At 52.7% G+C, this 16,363-nt stretch carries 17 protein-coding genes, 1 tRNA gene and 3 pseudogenes; 5 read left to right on the forward strand and 16 right to left on the reverse strand.

All coding sequences use genetic code 11. The features are described from left to right. Positions 1 to 22 precede the first annotated feature (22 nt). On the reverse strand, positions 23 to 769 hold the full coding sequence (locus AB9F26_RS07520; RefSeq protein ID WP_335584328.1) for an RNA methyltransferase: 747 nt from the start codon (positions 767 to 769) through the stop codon (positions 23 to 25). Between the two features lie 82 nt (positions 770 to 851). Between AB9F26_RS07520 and AB9F26_RS07525 the strand changes: the two genes are divergently transcribed. Next, entirely contained in the window at positions 852 to 1,181 is a 330-nt protein-coding gene (locus AB9F26_RS07525; RefSeq protein WP_335584327.1) for a TfoX/Sxy family protein, read from the forward strand. Between the two features lie 55 nt (positions 1,182 to 1,236). Further along, complete coding sequence (locus AB9F26_RS07530; RefSeq protein ID WP_039000642.1) at positions 1,237 to 1,872, forward strand: thiamine phosphate synthase; 636 nt, start codon at positions 1,237 to 1,239, stop codon at positions 1,870 to 1,872. 19 nt (positions 1,873 to 1,891) lie between these two features. On the opposite strand, the gene AB9F26_RS07535 is transcribed toward AB9F26_RS07530, so the two are convergent. The 3 genes from AB9F26_RS07535 to AB9F26_RS07545 form a co-directional block, all read right to left on the reverse strand. Next, positions 1,892 to 2,719: a lysophospholipid acyltransferase family protein gene (locus tag AB9F26_RS07535; RefSeq protein ID WP_335584325.1), complete on the reverse strand. Its 828-nt coding sequence runs from the start codon at positions 2,717 to 2,719 to the stop codon at positions 1,892 to 1,894. After that, positions 2,716 to 3,495 carry a GNAT family N-acetyltransferase gene (locus tag AB9F26_RS07540; protein WP_369767723.1) on the reverse strand — a complete coding sequence of 260 codons (780 nt, stop codon included), beginning with the start codon at positions 3,493 to 3,495 and terminating at the stop codon, positions 2,716 to 2,718. Before AB9F26_RS07540 ends, AB9F26_RS07535 begins: the two co-directional genes overlap by 4 nt. A gap of 82 nt (positions 3,496 to 3,577) precedes the next feature. Further along, positions 3,578 to 3,766 carry a DUF3553 domain-containing protein gene (locus AB9F26_RS07545; RefSeq protein ID WP_335584323.1) on the reverse strand — a complete coding sequence of 63 codons (189 nt, stop codon included), beginning with the start codon at positions 3,764 to 3,766 and terminating at the stop codon, positions 3,578 to 3,580. 29 nt (positions 3,767 to 3,795) lie between these two features. Between AB9F26_RS07545 and AB9F26_RS07550 the strand changes: the two genes are divergently transcribed. Continuing rightward, entirely contained in the window at positions 3,796 to 4,395 is a 600-nt protein-coding gene (locus AB9F26_RS07550) for a histidine phosphotransferase family protein (RefSeq protein ID WP_039000638.1), read from the forward strand. A gap of 42 nt (positions 4,396 to 4,437) precedes the next feature. Here AB9F26_RS07550 and AB9F26_RS07555 read toward each other — a convergent pair whose 3' ends face one another. The 7 genes from AB9F26_RS07555 to AB9F26_RS07585 all read right to left on the reverse strand — a co-directional run bounded on the left by AB9F26_RS07555 (position 4,438) and on the right by AB9F26_RS07585 (position 11,186). Further along, positions 4,438 to 5,691 (reverse strand): glutamate-5-semialdehyde dehydrogenase, encoded by a 1,254-nt coding sequence (locus tag AB9F26_RS07555; protein ID WP_369767724.1) that lies wholly within the window; start codon positions 5,689 to 5,691, stop codon positions 4,438 to 4,440. Positions 5,692 to 5,803: 112 nt separating this feature from the next. Next, positions 5,804 to 6,928 (reverse strand): glutamate 5-kinase, encoded by a 1,125-nt coding sequence (gene proB, locus AB9F26_RS07560; RefSeq protein ID WP_369767725.1) that lies wholly within the window; start codon positions 6,926 to 6,928, stop codon positions 5,804 to 5,806. After that, the gene (gene obgE / locus AB9F26_RS07565; protein WP_369767726.1) at positions 6,916 to 7,953 is read right to left on the reverse strand and encodes a GTPase ObgE; all 1,038 of its coding nucleotides are present in this window, start codon (positions 7,951 to 7,953) and stop codon (positions 6,916 to 6,918) included. Before obgE ends, proB begins: the two co-directional genes overlap by 13 nt. Before the next feature lie 277 nt (positions 7,954 to 8,230). Beyond that, entirely contained in the window at positions 8,231 to 8,761 is a 531-nt protein-coding gene (locus AB9F26_RS07570; RefSeq protein ID WP_052274637.1) for a GNAT family N-acetyltransferase, read from the reverse strand. Between the two features lie 349 nt (positions 8,762 to 9,110). After that, on the reverse strand, positions 9,111 to 9,380 hold the full coding sequence (gene rpmA, locus AB9F26_RS07575) for a 50S ribosomal protein L27 (RefSeq protein ID WP_039000634.1): 270 nt from the start codon (positions 9,378 to 9,380) through the stop codon (positions 9,111 to 9,113). A gap of 11 nt (positions 9,381 to 9,391) precedes the next feature. After that, the gene (locus tag AB9F26_RS07580) at positions 9,392 to 10,099 is read right to left on the reverse strand and encodes a 50S ribosomal protein L21 (RefSeq protein WP_039000633.1); all 708 of its coding nucleotides are present in this window, start codon (positions 10,097 to 10,099) and stop codon (positions 9,392 to 9,394) included. Positions 10,100 to 10,361: 262 nt separating this feature from the next. Beyond that, positions 10,362 to 11,186: a DUF2059 domain-containing protein gene (locus tag AB9F26_RS07585; RefSeq protein ID WP_369767727.1), complete on the reverse strand. Its 825-nt coding sequence runs from the start codon at positions 11,184 to 11,186 to the stop codon at positions 10,362 to 10,364. 172 nt (positions 11,187 to 11,358) lie between these two features. Between AB9F26_RS07585 and AB9F26_RS07590 the strand changes: the two genes are divergently transcribed. Together AB9F26_RS07590 and AB9F26_RS07595 are read left to right on the forward strand one after the other, a co-directional pair. Then, a tRNA-Ser gene (locus tag AB9F26_RS07590) sits at positions 11,359 to 11,448 on the forward strand. A 583-nt stretch (positions 11,449 to 12,031) separates the two neighbouring features. Then, positions 12,032 to 13,264 (forward strand): annotated as a pseudogene (locus AB9F26_RS07595) (IS3 family transposase). A gap of 243 nt (positions 13,265 to 13,507) precedes the next feature. Here AB9F26_RS07595 and AB9F26_RS07600 read toward each other — a convergent pair. The 5 genes and pseudogenes from AB9F26_RS07600 to AB9F26_RS07620 form a co-directional block, all read right to left on the reverse strand. Beyond that, the gene (locus AB9F26_RS07600) at positions 13,508 to 13,693 is read right to left on the reverse strand and encodes a hypothetical protein (protein WP_369767728.1); all 186 of its coding nucleotides are present in this window, start codon (positions 13,691 to 13,693) and stop codon (positions 13,508 to 13,510) included. A 436-nt stretch (positions 13,694 to 14,129) separates the two neighbouring features. Further along, positions 14,130 to 15,056, reverse strand: a complete 927-nt coding sequence (locus tag AB9F26_RS07605; RefSeq protein WP_369767729.1) for a hypothetical protein — start codon at positions 15,054 to 15,056, stop codon at positions 14,130 to 14,132. Between the two features lie 298 nt (positions 15,057 to 15,354). Then, a complete protein-coding gene (locus tag AB9F26_RS07610) occupies positions 15,355 to 15,669 on the reverse strand; it encodes an SOS response-associated peptidase family protein (RefSeq protein WP_369767730.1) in 315 nt (104 codons plus the stop codon). A 35-nt stretch (positions 15,670 to 15,704) separates the two neighbouring features. Beyond that, positions 15,705 to 15,785: pseudogene (locus tag AB9F26_RS07615) on the reverse strand (hypothetical protein); the annotation flags it as partial. Next, a pseudogene (locus tag AB9F26_RS07620) lies at positions 15,764 to 16,253 on the reverse strand (IS30 family transposase); the annotation flags it as partial. The pseudogenes AB9F26_RS07620 and AB9F26_RS07615, both read right to left, overlap by 22 nt. Between the last annotated feature and the right edge of the window lie 110 nt (positions 16,254 to 16,363).

The following is a 16,363-nucleotide window of genomic DNA, read 5'->3' on the forward strand; positions in this document are numbered from 1 at the left end:
AGGCCCATATCTTGGCTCAAATCTAGTCTTTTTTGCGGAGAAGTTGTCGCAGCATACCATGCATCATTTGCACATCGGCGCGCGTCATCGGCATCCGCGCCCACATATTGCGTAGGTTCAGCTTCATGCTAATGGCCTTGGGTTCAGGATAGAAAAACCCAGCCTCATCAAGACGTTGCTCATAATGATCGCCGAGTTTCTGGATCTCAATATCGGGTGCAAACTCGGTTTTGGCCATAGCGACGACTTCGGGGGGAACATTGGAGTTTTGACGACGCCATTCATAGGCCATTAGGAGCGCACATTGCGCAAGGTTCAGGGAGGCAAACTCGGGATTAACGGGCACCGAAATGATCGCGTTGGCGCGCGCGATATCCTCGTTCTCAAGCCCTGCCCGTTCCGGCCCAAACATCACACCAACCTTCTGACCCTGCGAGATCAGCGCACGGGCGTGCTCCATGGCGCGTTCGGGCGTCATCACGGGTTTGGTCAGGTCGCGGTGACGCGCGGTTGTTGCAAATATATAATTGCAATCCGCCAAGGCATCGGGCGCGTTTCCATAGATCAGCGCCTCGTCAAGCAACCGTCCTGCTCCACTCGCCATTGCGACGGCCTTTTGATTTGGCCAACCGTCGCGCGGCTCAATGATGCGCATCCGATCAAGGCCGAAATTCCACATGGCACGCGCCGCACCGCCAATATTTTCGCCCATCTGTGGACGCACTAATATAAAGGACGGCTGGGGCCCTCGCCAATTTTCTTCGCTCACAGGATATGCCTTCTTATGATTGGATTTGCGAATGCTTTTGCACGTGTTACGCTCCCCAAAACCGCAACGCAAGGAGAAGACCGTGGCATATGACGAAGGGCTTGCCCAAATGATGCGCGAAGATTTCCTTGATGTTGACGGGATCACCGAAAAGAAGATGTTTGGCGGGATGTGTTTTCTCTATCGCGGCCATATGGTTTGCGGCGTTCATAAAGGCGGTGGCATGTTTCGCCCCGGCAAGGCCCGCGAAGCCGAAGCCTTGGCAATTGAGGGCGCAGCGCCCCTCTCCTTTACGGGCCGTCCCATGGGCGGAATGATCGACGCCAGCGAAGAAGCCATTGCAGACGACGAAAAACGGCGTAAATGGATAGAACTTTCGCTGGCAAATGCCAAAAGCCTGCCTCCTAAGTAGCCAAGCCCAAAAATCCCCGTTATGACGGGCACAGAATCCACCAAGGAACCATAAAATGGCTGACGATCAAACCGCGCCCGAAACCGCACAACTCTATCTTATCTCCCCTCCAGAGTTCGAATTATCGCAGTTTCCCGATCAATTAGCGCGGGTTCTAGACGGCGAAGCGATCTCTTGTGTACGTCTTGCTATGGCGAGCCACGACGAAGACCGCATTTCGCGTGCCGCGGATGCTTTGCGCGACGTCTGTCAGAGCCGCGACGTGGCGATTGTTATCGACCGTCACATCCAATTGGTCGAGCGTTTGGGGCTAGATGGTGTCCATCTTCTGGACGGTGCGCGCACGGTGCGCCACGCCCGCAAAGAACTCGGCGCAGACGCAATCATCGGTGCCTTTTGTGGTGCCTCAAATCATGACGGCATGGCCGCCGCCGAAAACGGCGCGGACTATGTGGCCTTTGGTCCCGTCGGCATGACGCCCCTCGGAGACGGCACCCGCGCGGAGCTAGATTTGTTTCAGTGGTGGAGCGAAATGATCGAAGTGCCCATGGTGGCCGAAGGTGCGCTCTCGCTCGAAAACATTGAACTTCTAGCACCTATGGTCGACTTCTTTGGCATAGGTACGGAAATCTGGTCCAAAGATGACCCGCTAGAAACCCTCAGAGCGATGATTTTGAAAATTAAAGGTTAAGGGCAGCGCCACCTTGGCATTAATCCAACGGTGGCGTTAATCCATTCTGAACAGTTTGCTGACAGTACGTTGCCAAGCCTTTTCGGCTAACAAAATCGCGCGCGGGAACTGCTGGATGATAGATCACCTGAACCGATCCTTGATGCTTTTCCGCTAAGACTTTGAGGAAATGCGCCCCAAAGCTCATATCCCCCCACCAGCCGTAAAAACCCGCGCTTTCCCCTTCGGGGGAGGTATAATTGAGCGTTACCGGCTGAACCCATGTTTCTTCAACAACTTCGGGCGCGAAGAACGCCGCGAAAAGCGTTGATTTAAAAGGAAGAACCCGCAGTCCGTCCGTTGACGTCCCTTCAGGAAAGAACAAAAGTTTGTGCCCTGCTAGGAGGCGCGACTGAAAAATTTCACGCTGTTTTTTGGCATCTGACGGGCGGCGCGCGATAAAAACGGTCCCTGTAGCGCGCGCGAGCCAGCCAATTCCAGGCCAAAGCGCAACCTCGGATTTCGCAACAAAATAGATCCGCTTGCGCGCGTTCAAAGCAAAAATATCCAGCCATGACGAGTGGTTAGCAACAACCGCCCCCTTGTGCCGCATACGTTCACCACGCGTCGAGAACTTAACCCCCAACAGAAAAAAGGCGCTCCGACAGACAAATTGCGTGATGAAAGGCGTAAACGGGCGTCGCAATCCGTAAATCGGACGTTCAACGAGCCGCAACACGAGCATAAGGAGCAAACAAAACGTGGTAATCAGCAGAAGCGGCACCCCCCGAAAAACCGCACGAACATAGCCAGAGGCCGTTATTTTGGGCTGCTCTGGGAGCGTTTCTGAGGTCCACGTCGGATTCATGTGGCGCGGTTCTTGGTGTAAAAACTTTTATGCTTGGCATTCATTTTTTCAGTATCCATCAAGAGGCAAACATCGGTGGTGTTGAAGGCATGGTCAATATAGGCCCCCTCGCCCACAAAACCGCCCAGCCGCAAATAGGCTTTGATTAATGCGGGCGTGTTGATCATCGCGGCGCGGCGATCAATATCCGCAACATTAACAAGGTCCATCGACTGGAAATGATTTTCCAACACGCGCACACGAAGCTCGGGCGGCGCAAGGTGGTTGGCATGTAGATAGGCCAAGGGTTGGCGCAGTTCTTCGAGGTTAGTGCCATGGAAACTGGCCACGCCAAAAAGGATTTCTATATTGTGGTCAAGGACATAACTTGCAAGACCGTTCCAGAGGTGGAACATTGCGGTGCCACCGCGATAATCCTTGTGCACACAACTGCGCCCCAATTCCAGCAGCCTGCGACCAGAGGATTTCAGCGCCGAAAGGTCATATTCGCTCTCCGAATAAAACCGCCCCACATCCGCGGCCTTTTCACCGCGCAACAGACGATAAACGCCCACGACATGCTCGCCTTTTTCGCTATCTTTTGACGAGTCAATCAGGATCAGATGGTCGTAAAACGGATCAAATTCATCGCGCTCAAGCCGTTCTTCGTGATCCACAAGTGGGCCGTCCCCACCAAGCTCATCGATAAAAACTTCATACCGCAACCGCTGTGCGGCCCGCAAATCCGCTTCGGTTACCGCGAGGCGTGTTTCAAACTTGGGATCAGACGTCGACATAGATGGGGAGCGCTCCGCTAAACTCTGGGACTTCTAGGCAAAACGGCGCTATCATGCAACCTTTGCGCCCGAATTCCCCACGTCACTTTTGTTCAGAGTCGATGTCATATATCGGGGTTAAGAAAACGTTTTGACCATCGATGGTTATTTTTCCACATTGTTCAAAATTAACGGTTATTTTACCATTAATAACCGATTGTACTTGCCCAAGACCCCATTCTGGTTTTCCGGGATGCCTAACAAACATTCCGGGCTCTAATAGATCATTCATTTTTTCACTTTCGCTTTCTAGGATTATTCATGCCGACACATCAACGAGACCTCACCGCCCTCCTTGGATCCCGTATCTGCCATGATCTTATCAGCCCTTTGGGCGCAATCGGCAATGGGGTTGAACTGCTTCAAATGGGTGGGAGCATAGACGGGCCCGAAATGGGCCTCATCGTTGAGAGTGTTGCAAATGCCAACGCACGGATTCGTTTTTTCCGCGTGGCCTATGGTGCTGCGCGTGAGGGGCAAAAGATTAGCAATTCAGAATTGCGCGATATCCTAAAGAGTTTCGGCGCAGGTGGGCGGGTGTCCTATGAGTGGAACGTGTTGAGTGACCTACCCCGCTCCGAAGGCAAGCTGGCTTTCTTGTTGATCCAATGTCTGGAATCCGCGATGCCCTATGGGGGGAATATTGTAGTCGAGCATGATGGCGCACAATGGCAATTGCTGGGGCGGGCCGAGAAAATGAAAATCAACCCAGAAATTTGGGGCGTAATGTCGGACCCAAATACGTCCGTAGAAGTCACGCCGGCTTTGGTGCATTTTGCGCTGGTTCCCGAAGCGTTGAAAGCCACACAAAAGAAAATGAACGCGGAATTACGGGAAACCGAAATTTCCATTCGGTTTTAGCGCGCAGCACTGGTTCTGGGACCAATGCCGCGCTCTTTGGGGCTATTTTCTAATCGTGCCATCGCCAACAACGATGTATTTGAAGCTGGTGAGTTGTTCCGCACCGACGGGGCCACGCGCGTGCATTTTACCCGTAGCAATGCCGATTTCCGCCCCCATTCCAAACTCGCCACCATCGGCAAATTGGGTCGATGCATTCTGAATCAAGATCGCACTATCGAGGCGGGTAAAGAACCTGTCGGCAACCGCTTGATCCTCGGTGATAACACAATCGGTGTGGTTTGAGCCGTAGTTTTGGATATGCGCGATGGCACCGTCAATATCGTCCACAACCTTCGCGGCGATGATCATATCAAGGAACTCTTTGCCAAAATCGTCCGCTGAGGCTTCGACAGACCCATTCATGCCTTCCGCCCGCACTTCGACGCCCGCCTTGATGAGCGCGTCAACGATAGCTTGCCCCAATGTCGCCGCCACATCCTTGTGTACCAACAAACATTCCGCCGAACCACAAATCCCCGTGCGCCGTGTTTTCGAATTCACGACAATCTTCAACGCCTTCTCTGGGTCGGCGGCGGCGTCCACATAGATGTGGCAAATTCCCTCGAGATGCGCAAAAACCGGAACCCGTGCTTCGCGCTGGACAAGCCCCACAAGGCCCTTTCCTCCGCGCGGCACGATCACGTCGATGAACTCGGTGGCGCGCAACATTTCTGCGACCGCAGCGCGATCCCGTGTAGGGACACGTTGCACCGCATCAACGGGAAGCCCCGCCGATTTAAGTCCATCTTGCAGACAGGCATGAATGACGCCCGAACTATGGAAGCTCTCAGAACCGCCCCGCAGAATGACCGCATTGCCAGCCTTCAAACACAAAGCCCCAGCATCCGCCGTCACATTCGGGCGGCTTTCGTAAATAACGCCAATGACGCCTAATGGTGTGCGCACTCGCTTGATATGGAGGCCGCTCTCCATGTCCCATTCCGTCAGAATCTCGCCCACGGGATCGTTTTGCCCCGCAACCGCACGCAGGCTGGTAACGATCGCCTCAATGCGGGCCTCGTCCAACATCAATCGGTCGAGCATCGCGGCCGACAACCCTTTGTCACGGCCAAATTCCATATCCAAAACGTTGGCTGCGACGATCTCATCCCGACGGGTCCAAACGGCATCGGCTGCGGCAAGAAGTGCGGCTTCCTTTTGAGGCCCCGATGCAAATCCCAATTCACGTGCAGCCGCGCGGGCGCGTGTTCCGATGTCTTTCATCAGGGCGGGAATATTTTCGCTATCTTTCATGGGGCAACTTTCAAATATGGAAACATAATCTTGACGCCATATAAGATTATTTGGGCCTTAAATCCAAGCCTGTTCACAATCACTTTTTGGCATAGACGGCATCACAAACGGCTTAGAGAACCATGTCATCGCGGTGGATCAAAGCGGCGCGGGCCGGATATCCAAGTACGTCCGGAAACTGATCGGACGCGAGGCCTTTGATCAATTGCGCCTCGGCGGCGGTATAACGCACCAAGCCACAGCCCAAAGGCCCGTCGGGGCCCAAAATCTGAACCGGATCTCCGCGTCCGAATTTGCCGCGCACTTCGGTTACCCCTGCGGGCAACAGCGATTTACCGCGCGCCAAGGCCTGTGCGGCCCCGGCATCGACAAGGAGGCTGCCTTGTGGTTTCATCGCCGCAATCCAGCGTTTTCGCGCGGTCTGAGGATCGACTTGGGCGATGAACCAAGTACATTTCGCGCCATCCAGCAGCGCCTTCAGGGGCCGCAAAGGAGAGCCTTCGGAGATCACCATGGCGCAACCCGCGCCCGTCGCGGTTTTCGCCGCCATCACTTTGGTTTTCATCCCGCCTTTGGACAGGCCCGAGGTGGGGTCACCCGCCATAGCCTCGATTTCCGGTGTGATCGCCTCAATATAATCGAAGCGTTTCGCCGTGGGATCAAGGCTCGGATTTGCACTATAAAACCCGTCAACGTCCGACAACAGCACCAAAACATCCGCGCCTGTTGTCACGGCAACTTGGGCCGCGAGGCGGTCATTGTCGCCGAAGCGGATTTCATCGGTGGCCACCGTGTCGTTTTCATTGACGATGGGGATCGCGCCAAGACTAAGCAACTGGCCCATGGTCGCGCGAGAATTCAAGTAACGTCGCCGATCATTGCTGTCTTCGAGGGTTACCAAAACTTGCGCTGTGATAAGCCCCAACGGAGCCAAAACATTTTCATAGGCGCGCGCAAGGCGAATTTGCCCGACGGCGGCGGCGGCCTGTGATTGCTCTAGTGGCAGATCCCCTTTGGAAAGGCCCAACACATTGCGCCCCAATGCGATCGACCCCGAAGACACAAGGATAACGTCAACGCCGCGCGCCTTAGTTTCAGCAACATCCGCGGCCAATCCCGCGAGCCAGTCCTCGCGCAATTGACCTGTGTTGCGGTCCACCAATAGCGCGGAACCGATTTTAACAACGAGGCGTTTTGAGGCGCCCAGAATTTCAGCAGACGTTCTTAGGGTTGCCATTGCTCGGGTTCTTCGTGTGATTTCGTCAGACGCAATTTGTCCGCCGTGATTTCAGCGCGGACAGCCCGAAGAACATCCGTAAGGCCCTCTTTTGCCACACCCGACATCATCATAACCGGACCACCGACGGCGGCTTCAAGTTCGGCGCGTTTTTCGGCGCGTTCTTCTTCGTCCAGCGCGTCGATTTTATTGAGCGCGGTTATGCGCGGCTTGTCGGCCAATTCGCCGCCATAGGCTTCTAATTCGTGGATGATCGTGCGGTAATCTTGGGCCACATTTTCGGCGGTACCGTCGATCAAATGCAACAGAACAGAGCAGCGTTCGACGTGTCCAAGGAACAAATCGCCAAGGCCCCGCCCTTCGCTTGCGCCCTCAATCAGTCCCGGAATATCGGCCATAACGAATTCCGCACCGTCAACACCAACGACGCCAAGGTTCGGGTAAACTGTGGTAAACGGATAGTCCGCAATTTTGGGACGCGCATTGGATGTTGCGGCCAAAAATGTGGATTTCCCCGCGTTTGGCATGCCCAAAAGACCCGCATCCGCGATCAATTTCAGGCGCAACCAAAGGGTGCGTTCAATGCCTTCTTGACCGGGGTTCGCACGTCGTGGCGCTTGGTTGGTCGCGGTTTTAAAGTGCAGGTTGCCAAAACCGCCGTTGCCACCCTTTGCCAAGACAATCCGCTGCCCAACTTCGGTCAAATCCGCGATCACGGTCTCTTGGTCTTCGTCCAAAACTTCCGTGCCGACAGGCAATTTCAAAATGACGGTCGCGCCATCGTGCCCCGTGCGTTGGGCCCCCATTCCGGGTTGGCCACTGCGCGCCAAAAAGTGCTGCTGGTAGCGAAAATCGATCAGGGTATTGAGGCCGTCAACGGCCTCGGCAATCACATCGCCGCCACGTCCGCCGTCGCCGCCATCGGGGCCACCGTATTCGATATGCTTTTCGCGCCGAAACGACACACAACCGCCCCCGCCGCCACCAGAGCGAATATAAACTTTACATAGATCGAGAAACTTCATGTCTGGCGGCCTTCCATTGCGACTGTGTCAGGCGTTATCGGAGTTCAGGCGCAGGCTCAAGCCTGCAAGGCACTTGCGGGCCCCATAAACACAATTTTCGCCGTCAATTTTGCGCAAAAAGCACCCTGACGCCGAAAATCCGTAAAACCACTGTTACTGTATGTCTCTCAAAACTACTTTTCAACAAAGGATCGAAGCATTTAACCCTCCTATAACATCAGAAGAGGCCTGAATATTTGGCAAAGGGCGGCCGAAACGAAACTGTCCTAAACGTCCTTTAAGCGTATTTCAAAAGATAGGTCCAAGTGGCCACACTCGTGTTGCGGGCTACAGAAAACTTCTCGGCATCGCCAAGGTACTCAAACCCCGCATTGGTCAAAACCCGTGCCGAGGCTGGGTTATCTTGGAAGACTTCTGCGAAAATTGTTTTGCACTTTTGCGGGTTCGCCTCAAGAATCGCACGCACCGCTTCGGACGCATAGCCTGCCCCCCAAAAAGCGGGTGCCACCCAATAACCGATTTCAGATTGCGCACGGTCCATCGTTTTTAGGCTAATAACGCCCAAAACCTCATCCTTCGTCGAGGCCATAATCCAGACGTCTTCACTGCGCTCCGGATTAAGAGCGCGCTCAATGAAACTCTGGGTCGCGCCGCGCGGCAATGGATGTGGGATGGAACTCGTAAACTCTGCCACGCGTTGATCGCCTGCATACATGCGCAACTGGCCTGCGTCGGATTTTTGCACGGGGCGCAAAATAAACCGTTCTGTTTCTATTACTTGCTGACCTGCAATTGTCTCTACTCTCATGTTTAAGCTCCTCCGAACCTCACAAACAGACACGAGGCCCGTGGGGGCCATTCCCGCCTGTCTTTATTGGGCCCTCATGGAAGGCCGCTTTTTCTCTGGTCCGCTCCGATAACCGGCCAAGCATCACATTCACCCCCGTTACATGGGGGCTTGAACCACAACCAACAAGGGATTCCACGAAAACCTTTCAGGATGTGATCTTTAGATATTGGCACCCAAGGGTGTGAACCGAGTTCCTTAAAATTTTATTAAATTCCTGAACCTTCGCCCGTCTAACAGAGCCATGTTACAGAAATAAAAAAAGGGCCGGCGTTTCCGCCGACCCTAAAAATAAACACTAGGTTTCGGCTTACTCTGCGGCCTCCGCCACTGGGAGAACCGAAATAAATGTACGGCCCTTAAGGCCTTTGTGGAACTTTACGTTGCCAAGGGATGTTGCAAAAATCGTGTGATCTTTGCCCATGCCAACGCCAGCACCTGGGTACATTCTTGTTCCGCGCTGACGCACGATAATGTTGCCCGGGATAACGAGTTCGCCACCGTATTTTTTTACACCAAGTCTACGACCAGCTGAGTCGCGACCGTTACGGGATGAACCGCCTGCTTTTTTATGTGCCATCTGGTCTCTCCTTAGCCTTTAGTGAATTCTTGAGCTTGGGCAATCCAGCCCTCGCGTTCGATGCGGCCTTTGAACGAGAGCGCCTCGTCAAATTTTGCAACGTCAGCATCTGTCCAAGCAGCGATCTGAGCGAAGGAAGTAACACCACCCGCGATCAGTTTTTTCTCAAGCGCGGGTCCAACACCGGACAATTTTTTCAAATCGTCTGCGCCGGAAGCCGCTTCAGCAGGGGCAGCTTTCGCCGCTTTTGCTTTAGGAGCTTTCACAGCAGTTTCCGCTTTCGGAGCCGCCGCAGCCGCTGCACGTGCAGAAAGAGCGTTTTTCGCTTTTGGCACAACTGGAGCCATCGCAGCAACCACAGAAGCAGGAACAGAGCCCGTGCCTTGTGCAAGTTTAACGCCAGATTTCGCAGCACCTTTTTCAAGGATATCCGTAATCCGAACCAAGGTCAGCCGTTGACGGTGACCTTTTGTGCGTTGCGAGCCGTGCTTACGACGACGTTTTACGAAGTGAATAAGCTTTTCGCCTTTGATCTGGTCGATCACTTCGGCTTGCACAGCAGCATCTTCGATCAAAGGGGCGCCAACATTGGCACCAACCATAAGAACTTCGTTGAACTGAACAGTTTCGCCCGCATCTGCAGCAATACGTTCAATACGCAGCACGTCGCCACTTTGAACCCGGTATTGCTTGCCGCCGGTTTTTAGAACCGCAAACATTTAGTCTTCCTTCGCAATTTCCGCGTCTTGTGGTCCCCAAATTTGGGAGTTTCGCCAGAATGGCACCTCGGACAGCGCGCCCCTATGGGCGGTAAAAAAAATCATTCTCAATACAGGAATCCCGTAGGAATCCCGCACTAAGATGGCGGCTTATCATCGTAAACCCCAGCGAAGTCAAGGCACCTTTGGGAATTATCCCCTTCTGAACGGGTTTTTAATGTCTCAATGTCTGTTAACGGAAACGCCCTCGCAAGAGGTCCGTCTAAATGTCCTCGCTCAGGATGTACCCCGCAGCCGCACGCCCCAATTTACGCGAGATCTCCGCATAGACGTCCCCAAAGGCTTTGAACATCGCATTGTTAAATTGTCGGCCAGCGTCTGTGCGGCCAAACGCAATGTTTTTTGTCATTTCGTCCTCGGATAATGGCGAATAACTCATGGTTAAATAAGTCATCAACCACTCCGTCGTATCCGCCCGAATTTGGGGTTCATCCTGCCAGACATCCGCCAGAATTGCGCTCTCTGTCATGTCATCTGTTAACGCTCCCATATCGCCCATTGCCGACAAAAACTCGAAGGTTTCGTTCATCGAACTTGCCACATTCATATCTATAAGGTCGTAAACCTTAATATATTCTCGTATGCGGGGTAAAAGAGGGTCATTGTTGCGGATCATTGCCTTTAAACGCGCCTCGCTTGCCGCATTTACGTCGGGATCACTTATTGCCAAACGCGCGCTCATTTCCAACCGCACGAGCTTTTCGCCGAAGGGCGTATTAAAAAACGCCAGCGCGGCAGCAAGGGTCTCGTCACTCAAAAGCGGGTCGAAGCTTGCGCGAAACTCTGCCTTCATTCTGTCCTGCGCATAGATCGCCGTTAGGCGGCGCTCCCAATCGGCATCGCCACGCCCGTCAAAAAGTTCCATCCCAAGGGTCTCGCCATATTGCATCCCCTCGTCGGACAAAATTTCGATCATGTCATCCACAAGCAGAATTTCGGACAATCGATTCAGATCCGCCTCCCGTTCGGCGACGACGGGGCCAACGATCCCAAGCACAAACACAATGGCTAACATAACAGACCGCATACATACCCCTTTTTGGCGACTCATATAGACATAGTGTATTCTAACAAATAATTTAAGCACCCTCCCCTTCAATTTGCAGTCAGCGCCCGTGATTAGCGCAATTCGACACGACGGTGCAAAAAGAGCTTGTAGATTTCTTCGCCCCAGACTAAACCGCCCACGGATCCTACGCGGAGAGGTGGCGGAGTGGTCGAACGTGGCGGTCTCGAAAACCGTTGAGCCTTAACGGGTTCCCAGGGTTCGAATCCCTGTCTCTCCGCCATTAAAAATCACTATCAAGCTGATTTTGAAGGATTTACTCCAAGTTAGAAATTTTACATCCCCCAATTAGTCCCCCATTAGACTGAGGATTGTGTCGGAGGTTGCTGGAATGGGTAAGACTCGGCCTAGTTTATCCGTCATGGACGAAACATCCGCAAGAATGTCGAAGCGATCAGGAATTCAACAACTCGCGCGATTAAAACATCTTACAGACATGACGACGCTTACTCGAAACTCTGGTCGCGCTCACGGTCTTCATTCTGTTCTGACTGACGAATGCGGTCAATACGGCCGCTAATAGCTGGGGTGAGACGAGCGACAGTGCTTGCTACCTCCGGCGAGTGTTGATCGGCCAAAGAAACGATGGCTGCCAATCGGTGCTCCATGATATCTGCTCGGCTGCCGGACCATCCATTTGGGCTGAGATGCTGGAGATAGGCTTCCACAGCCTCCCCGGGCTCTGGTGCTGCTTCAAGAAACGCCTTGGCAAATTCAGAAATCGGTCTGGCTTCATCGGAAGAGGTGGTCGCGGGAATTGGGATTAGTAGTTAAGGTGGATCAACTTGTGAGAGAGATGATCCAAAATGACAAAACGAAAGAACCATTCGCCCGATTTCAAAGCCAAGGTAGCGCTTGAAGCAATCCGCGAATAAATGACAATGGCGGAGTTATCGAAGAAGTACAGCGTGCATCTATTACCGGCAGGTGTTTGCAAGCAAACACCGAGAGGCCACGCAGATTGGAATTTGGAAGCGAGCCGCGATTAAGAATATGGTTGCCGGGTTTTCCAAACGAGGCAGCGATCCTGCACAGGTCGACGATGCTACGATAGACAAACTTCATTCCAAGATTGGTCAACTGGTGGTGGAGCGCGATTTTTTGAAACGCGCCTGGGATTGTTGAGCAAGGATCGCAGGCGGATGTGCATTGAGAGAAATCGCCCGAAGATCAGTTTGCGGCGGCAATGCCAGATGTTGTCGCTGTCGCGCTCGAGTCTGTATTATCAGCCGAAGGGTGAAAGTGCCGAAAATCTGCGCTTCATGGAATTGATCGATAAGCTGTTTCTTGAAACACCATGGTATGGGTCTCGGCAAATGGCGTGGCACATGCGGCGACAGGGTCACAAATGCGGACGTCATCGTGTGCGCCGCCTGATGAGGCTTATGCGATTTGTGCCTATTTATCAGACGCCAAACACCAGCAAGAAACACCCCCAGCATAAGATTTATTCATATCTGCTGAGGAAATTGACAATTAGTCGGTCAAATCAGGTCTGGTGTGTCGACATTACTTACATCCCTATGCACCGTGGGTTTCTGTATCTGGTGGCGATTATGGACTGGCACAGTCGCAAGGTTTTGAGCTGGCGTTTATCGAACAGTATGGAAGCGGATTTTTGCGTTGAAGCCCTGAACGAGGCCATCGCCAAATACGATAAGCCCAAGATCATGAATACCCCCTCTCGCGCATTGCTTCGCAAGACCCTGCCGGGCAATGGATCAAGGCAGCCAGTTCACCGGCTTTGAATGGACACAGGCGCTGAAAGATGCCGACGTGAAGATATCCATGCCTCTCAGTGATGCTCTGCATCACCTACCGGTAATAGATGGTAAGGGCCGCTGGGTCGACAACCGCATGATCGAGCGGCTCTGGCGGTCCCTGAAAATTGAATGCATTTACCTGAACGCATTTGAAAACGGTTCAGAAACACGCGCCAGGATTGGAAAGTGGATGGCGTATTACAACGCAGAACGCCCACATCCACGCACAGAATCTTGACCCCATATGAAGCCTATGACAGAAAAACAGAACAATGAGATCTGCAGCCTAAATGAATCCCTGATCCACCTTAAACTGGCTGCGAACTGGTCGAAAAAGCAGGACCACCTCTCCTACGCGAATTTTAGCGCGAACGCTTTCGCAACGTCACCTCTCCATCCAAGCTTCTCCGCACTTTTCTATTCGTTTGGCGAGGCATTTCAGCAAACATGTTTAAGACTGGGAGCGCATTAGTTGATTGCGTCATAAAATGTAAAAACGTTAGCGAAGACGAGCGCGGATTAATTGCTCCAATTTGCAACTACGTCAAAACCGACAGCTTTAGGGGCGGCTTCCATATAGTCAGAAAATGCGCCCCAGAGTTCCGCAACTTTTGCTGCGTTGGCCTTCGAAGTCACCTCACTCTCGACCACAGAAATGACATAGCCGCTCCCATCCTCATTCGCGACATTGATGAAATTATGCATCCCGGGCATTCCCATAATTTAGCTCTTTAGTGAATTCATGATCGCGGTCGTGGCTTCCATTGAGCCGGGTTTCATCTTGTATTGTGTGACGCGTGCAAACATTTTAGTCCCTCTCCCATGATATATAACAAGCCGAGACTGGTCAGCCTCGGTCGCGTGATTATAGCTTGAAATCATAAAAAACTGAAACCCGTTGCGCAACTTTTTAGATATGAGTATGCTTTGCACCATGTCCGGAGTGAAGTTCCAGTGCTTTGAGACATCGCTTACGCGAACATTTTTTGGACGAATAGTTTGCATGTTCATCTCCTTTTGAGAAAGAAACCTCCAGTTGCTTCCCCCACGGCAGGTGTTTCAAGCCGGGCCAGCATACACGAGTCGTTTGCTGTGCACCGCATCCAAGTCCACTAAGAGAGCCCTCAGTGGCTGGCATCGTTTACGATGTAAAGTGGCGCGGCTTAGCGATCGCAACTCCCTCACCACGAACATGTGGCTTCCGCCAAGTGAGCTTTCCGTTCCTCGCCAGAAATAGATGCCCCCTCACCCAATGTGCCGACCGCTTTAGACGACCGTCTGCCTTGGCCTCCTCGTGCTGAATAGATGCGGCAGCGCGCCCTTCCTTGCCCAGACGAATGACAGAAAGCCCGTACGCAGGTGCGGCTTCTCCGCGCCGCTCAAACTGCTTTACGATACGTTTTGATGGCTCCTGTGATTTCTCAACATCAAGAATTTCCGGTCGACGATGCAGGCCCGATATAGCCAGTAGCAGTGCGACGCAGCGGACGGCATACCTTAAGGCATCACTTTCACGTTGCCGAATTGTATCTTCGCCAATTTGGTCGCGCGGAGGGACGCCTCGCTGCAGTCGCCCTTTCTCCCTTTCCGATAGAAGGTCCTGATGAAAAGCAGCGGGATTGTCCAATATTTCAACTTGCCCATCACGTTTGAATAGCACTTCTGAACCGGAATAGAGGATCACCAGACCTTTGTCCTCTGGCAGCTTGAACAGCTGAGCCGAAAATACACGCAGTCCGTCTGGGATGAAGTCCGCTACGACACCGATACGGCCTTCATTCATGCCGTCTTCAGTTTTGGCATCGAACTCCAACCAAATACTGCCGAAAGGCAGCTCCATATTTGAGATTGCTTGGAAGAAATCCTCTTCACCGAGTTTTTGGACACCTTCTTGTAAAAAATCCACACCATCCGGATCAACATAGAACGCAAATGCGTCCTTGATCCGTTTCTCGACGTCCCGCGCATACGTATCATCACGGTTCCAAATCAGTAGGTTCAAAGGGTTCCGAAGATCTTTCAGGACTTGCTCTCGAAACTTAATTGCTCGCCCCATTGTTTTCTTCATTGCTTAATCCTCAGAAATATTCCTGCGCTGTCTGCAATCTCAACACTTAAAATTCCAGTTCTATTACGCGACTTCTATTATTCTATTTCAAGTGGTCCGGCACTGAAAGCATCACACTTTGAGCAAGTGCGTGCCTCTCTGCCTAAGTCATCGCATTGCGGGCTTTGTCTATGACAACTTACTATGACACCCTTCCCCTCCAACTATGCCGATTGTGCCTTTCGAAGGCCGATTATACCCCTTATTTTATTGATCTCTAAATGCCGAGCAATCCATAAGAAACGGCCTCGAAAACCACTCAATCAAGCAGTTCGATCAGTCCCGCACCAACATCCGCGATACCAAAGCGCCCCACTGGATGATGCCGCAATTGCGAAGCGCCACCAATATTGGGCCCCTCATGCCCCGTTAGCCACTCGTCCTCCTCGGCGGTATCAAGGATAACAGGCATTCTGTGATGGACCGCCGATACAGTTTCATTGGCCTCACGGGTCGTAATCGTGCAAGTTCGCAAGTCATTCCACTCCGAAAACAAGCCCGCGAGCCAAAGGGTTTCTTGGTTCGTAGCAGATTGAATGAAGTGCGGCACCTTCGTACCTTTTCCCCAGTCCATTCATAATATCCGCCAGCTGGTATCAGGCATCGTCCGTATTTCCAGGAGCCGCGTAAGCTGGGTTTGTTTGCTGCGTCCTCAATGCGCGGCGGGATCAACTGATCGACGCAACACACTGGGCGAACTTCTCAGCTGGGGTTTGATATTGCAAGGTCTTGCGGGGTCGTTCGTTCAACTGTCTGGCAATAGCGCTGAGTTTGGCTTGCGAATGAACCGACAGATCAGTCCCACGAGGCAGATATTGCCTTAGCAATCGGTTGGTATTCTCATTTGATCCGCGTTGCCACGCATTGCCCGGCAGTTGCTGCTTGCAGCAATGAGAGGGGAGACTGAGGATCGCAAAAATAGACGTCTACGTCGGTTGCTAGCGTGAAGCGCGGGTGGTCTGCCAGCTCTTTCCCACGATCCCATGTCAAAGATTTGTAGAGTTCACGCGGCAATTTATGAGCCGATTTAATCAGCCCCGTGACGACACTTTCGGTATCCTTGTTGGCGACTTTGACCAGCATGACGTACCGAGAATGACGTTCGACGAGAGTTGCAATGTAGCTATTTTTGGACCCTCCGATGAGATCGCCCTCCCATGTGTGGATGCCCCGTTCAATGCAAGAGATTCTTTCAACAGTTTGTACATGTGATCGGGTACGGTCATGTGTCAGGCCTCAGTTTGCGACGTTTCACATGCCGCGGGCCG

It is taken from the genome of Falsihalocynthiibacter sp. BN13B15, assembly GCF_041205415.1.
In the GTDB taxonomy this organism is placed as follows: domain Bacteria; phylum Pseudomonadota; class Alphaproteobacteria; order Rhodobacterales; family Rhodobacteraceae; genus Falsihalocynthiibacter; species Falsihalocynthiibacter arcticus.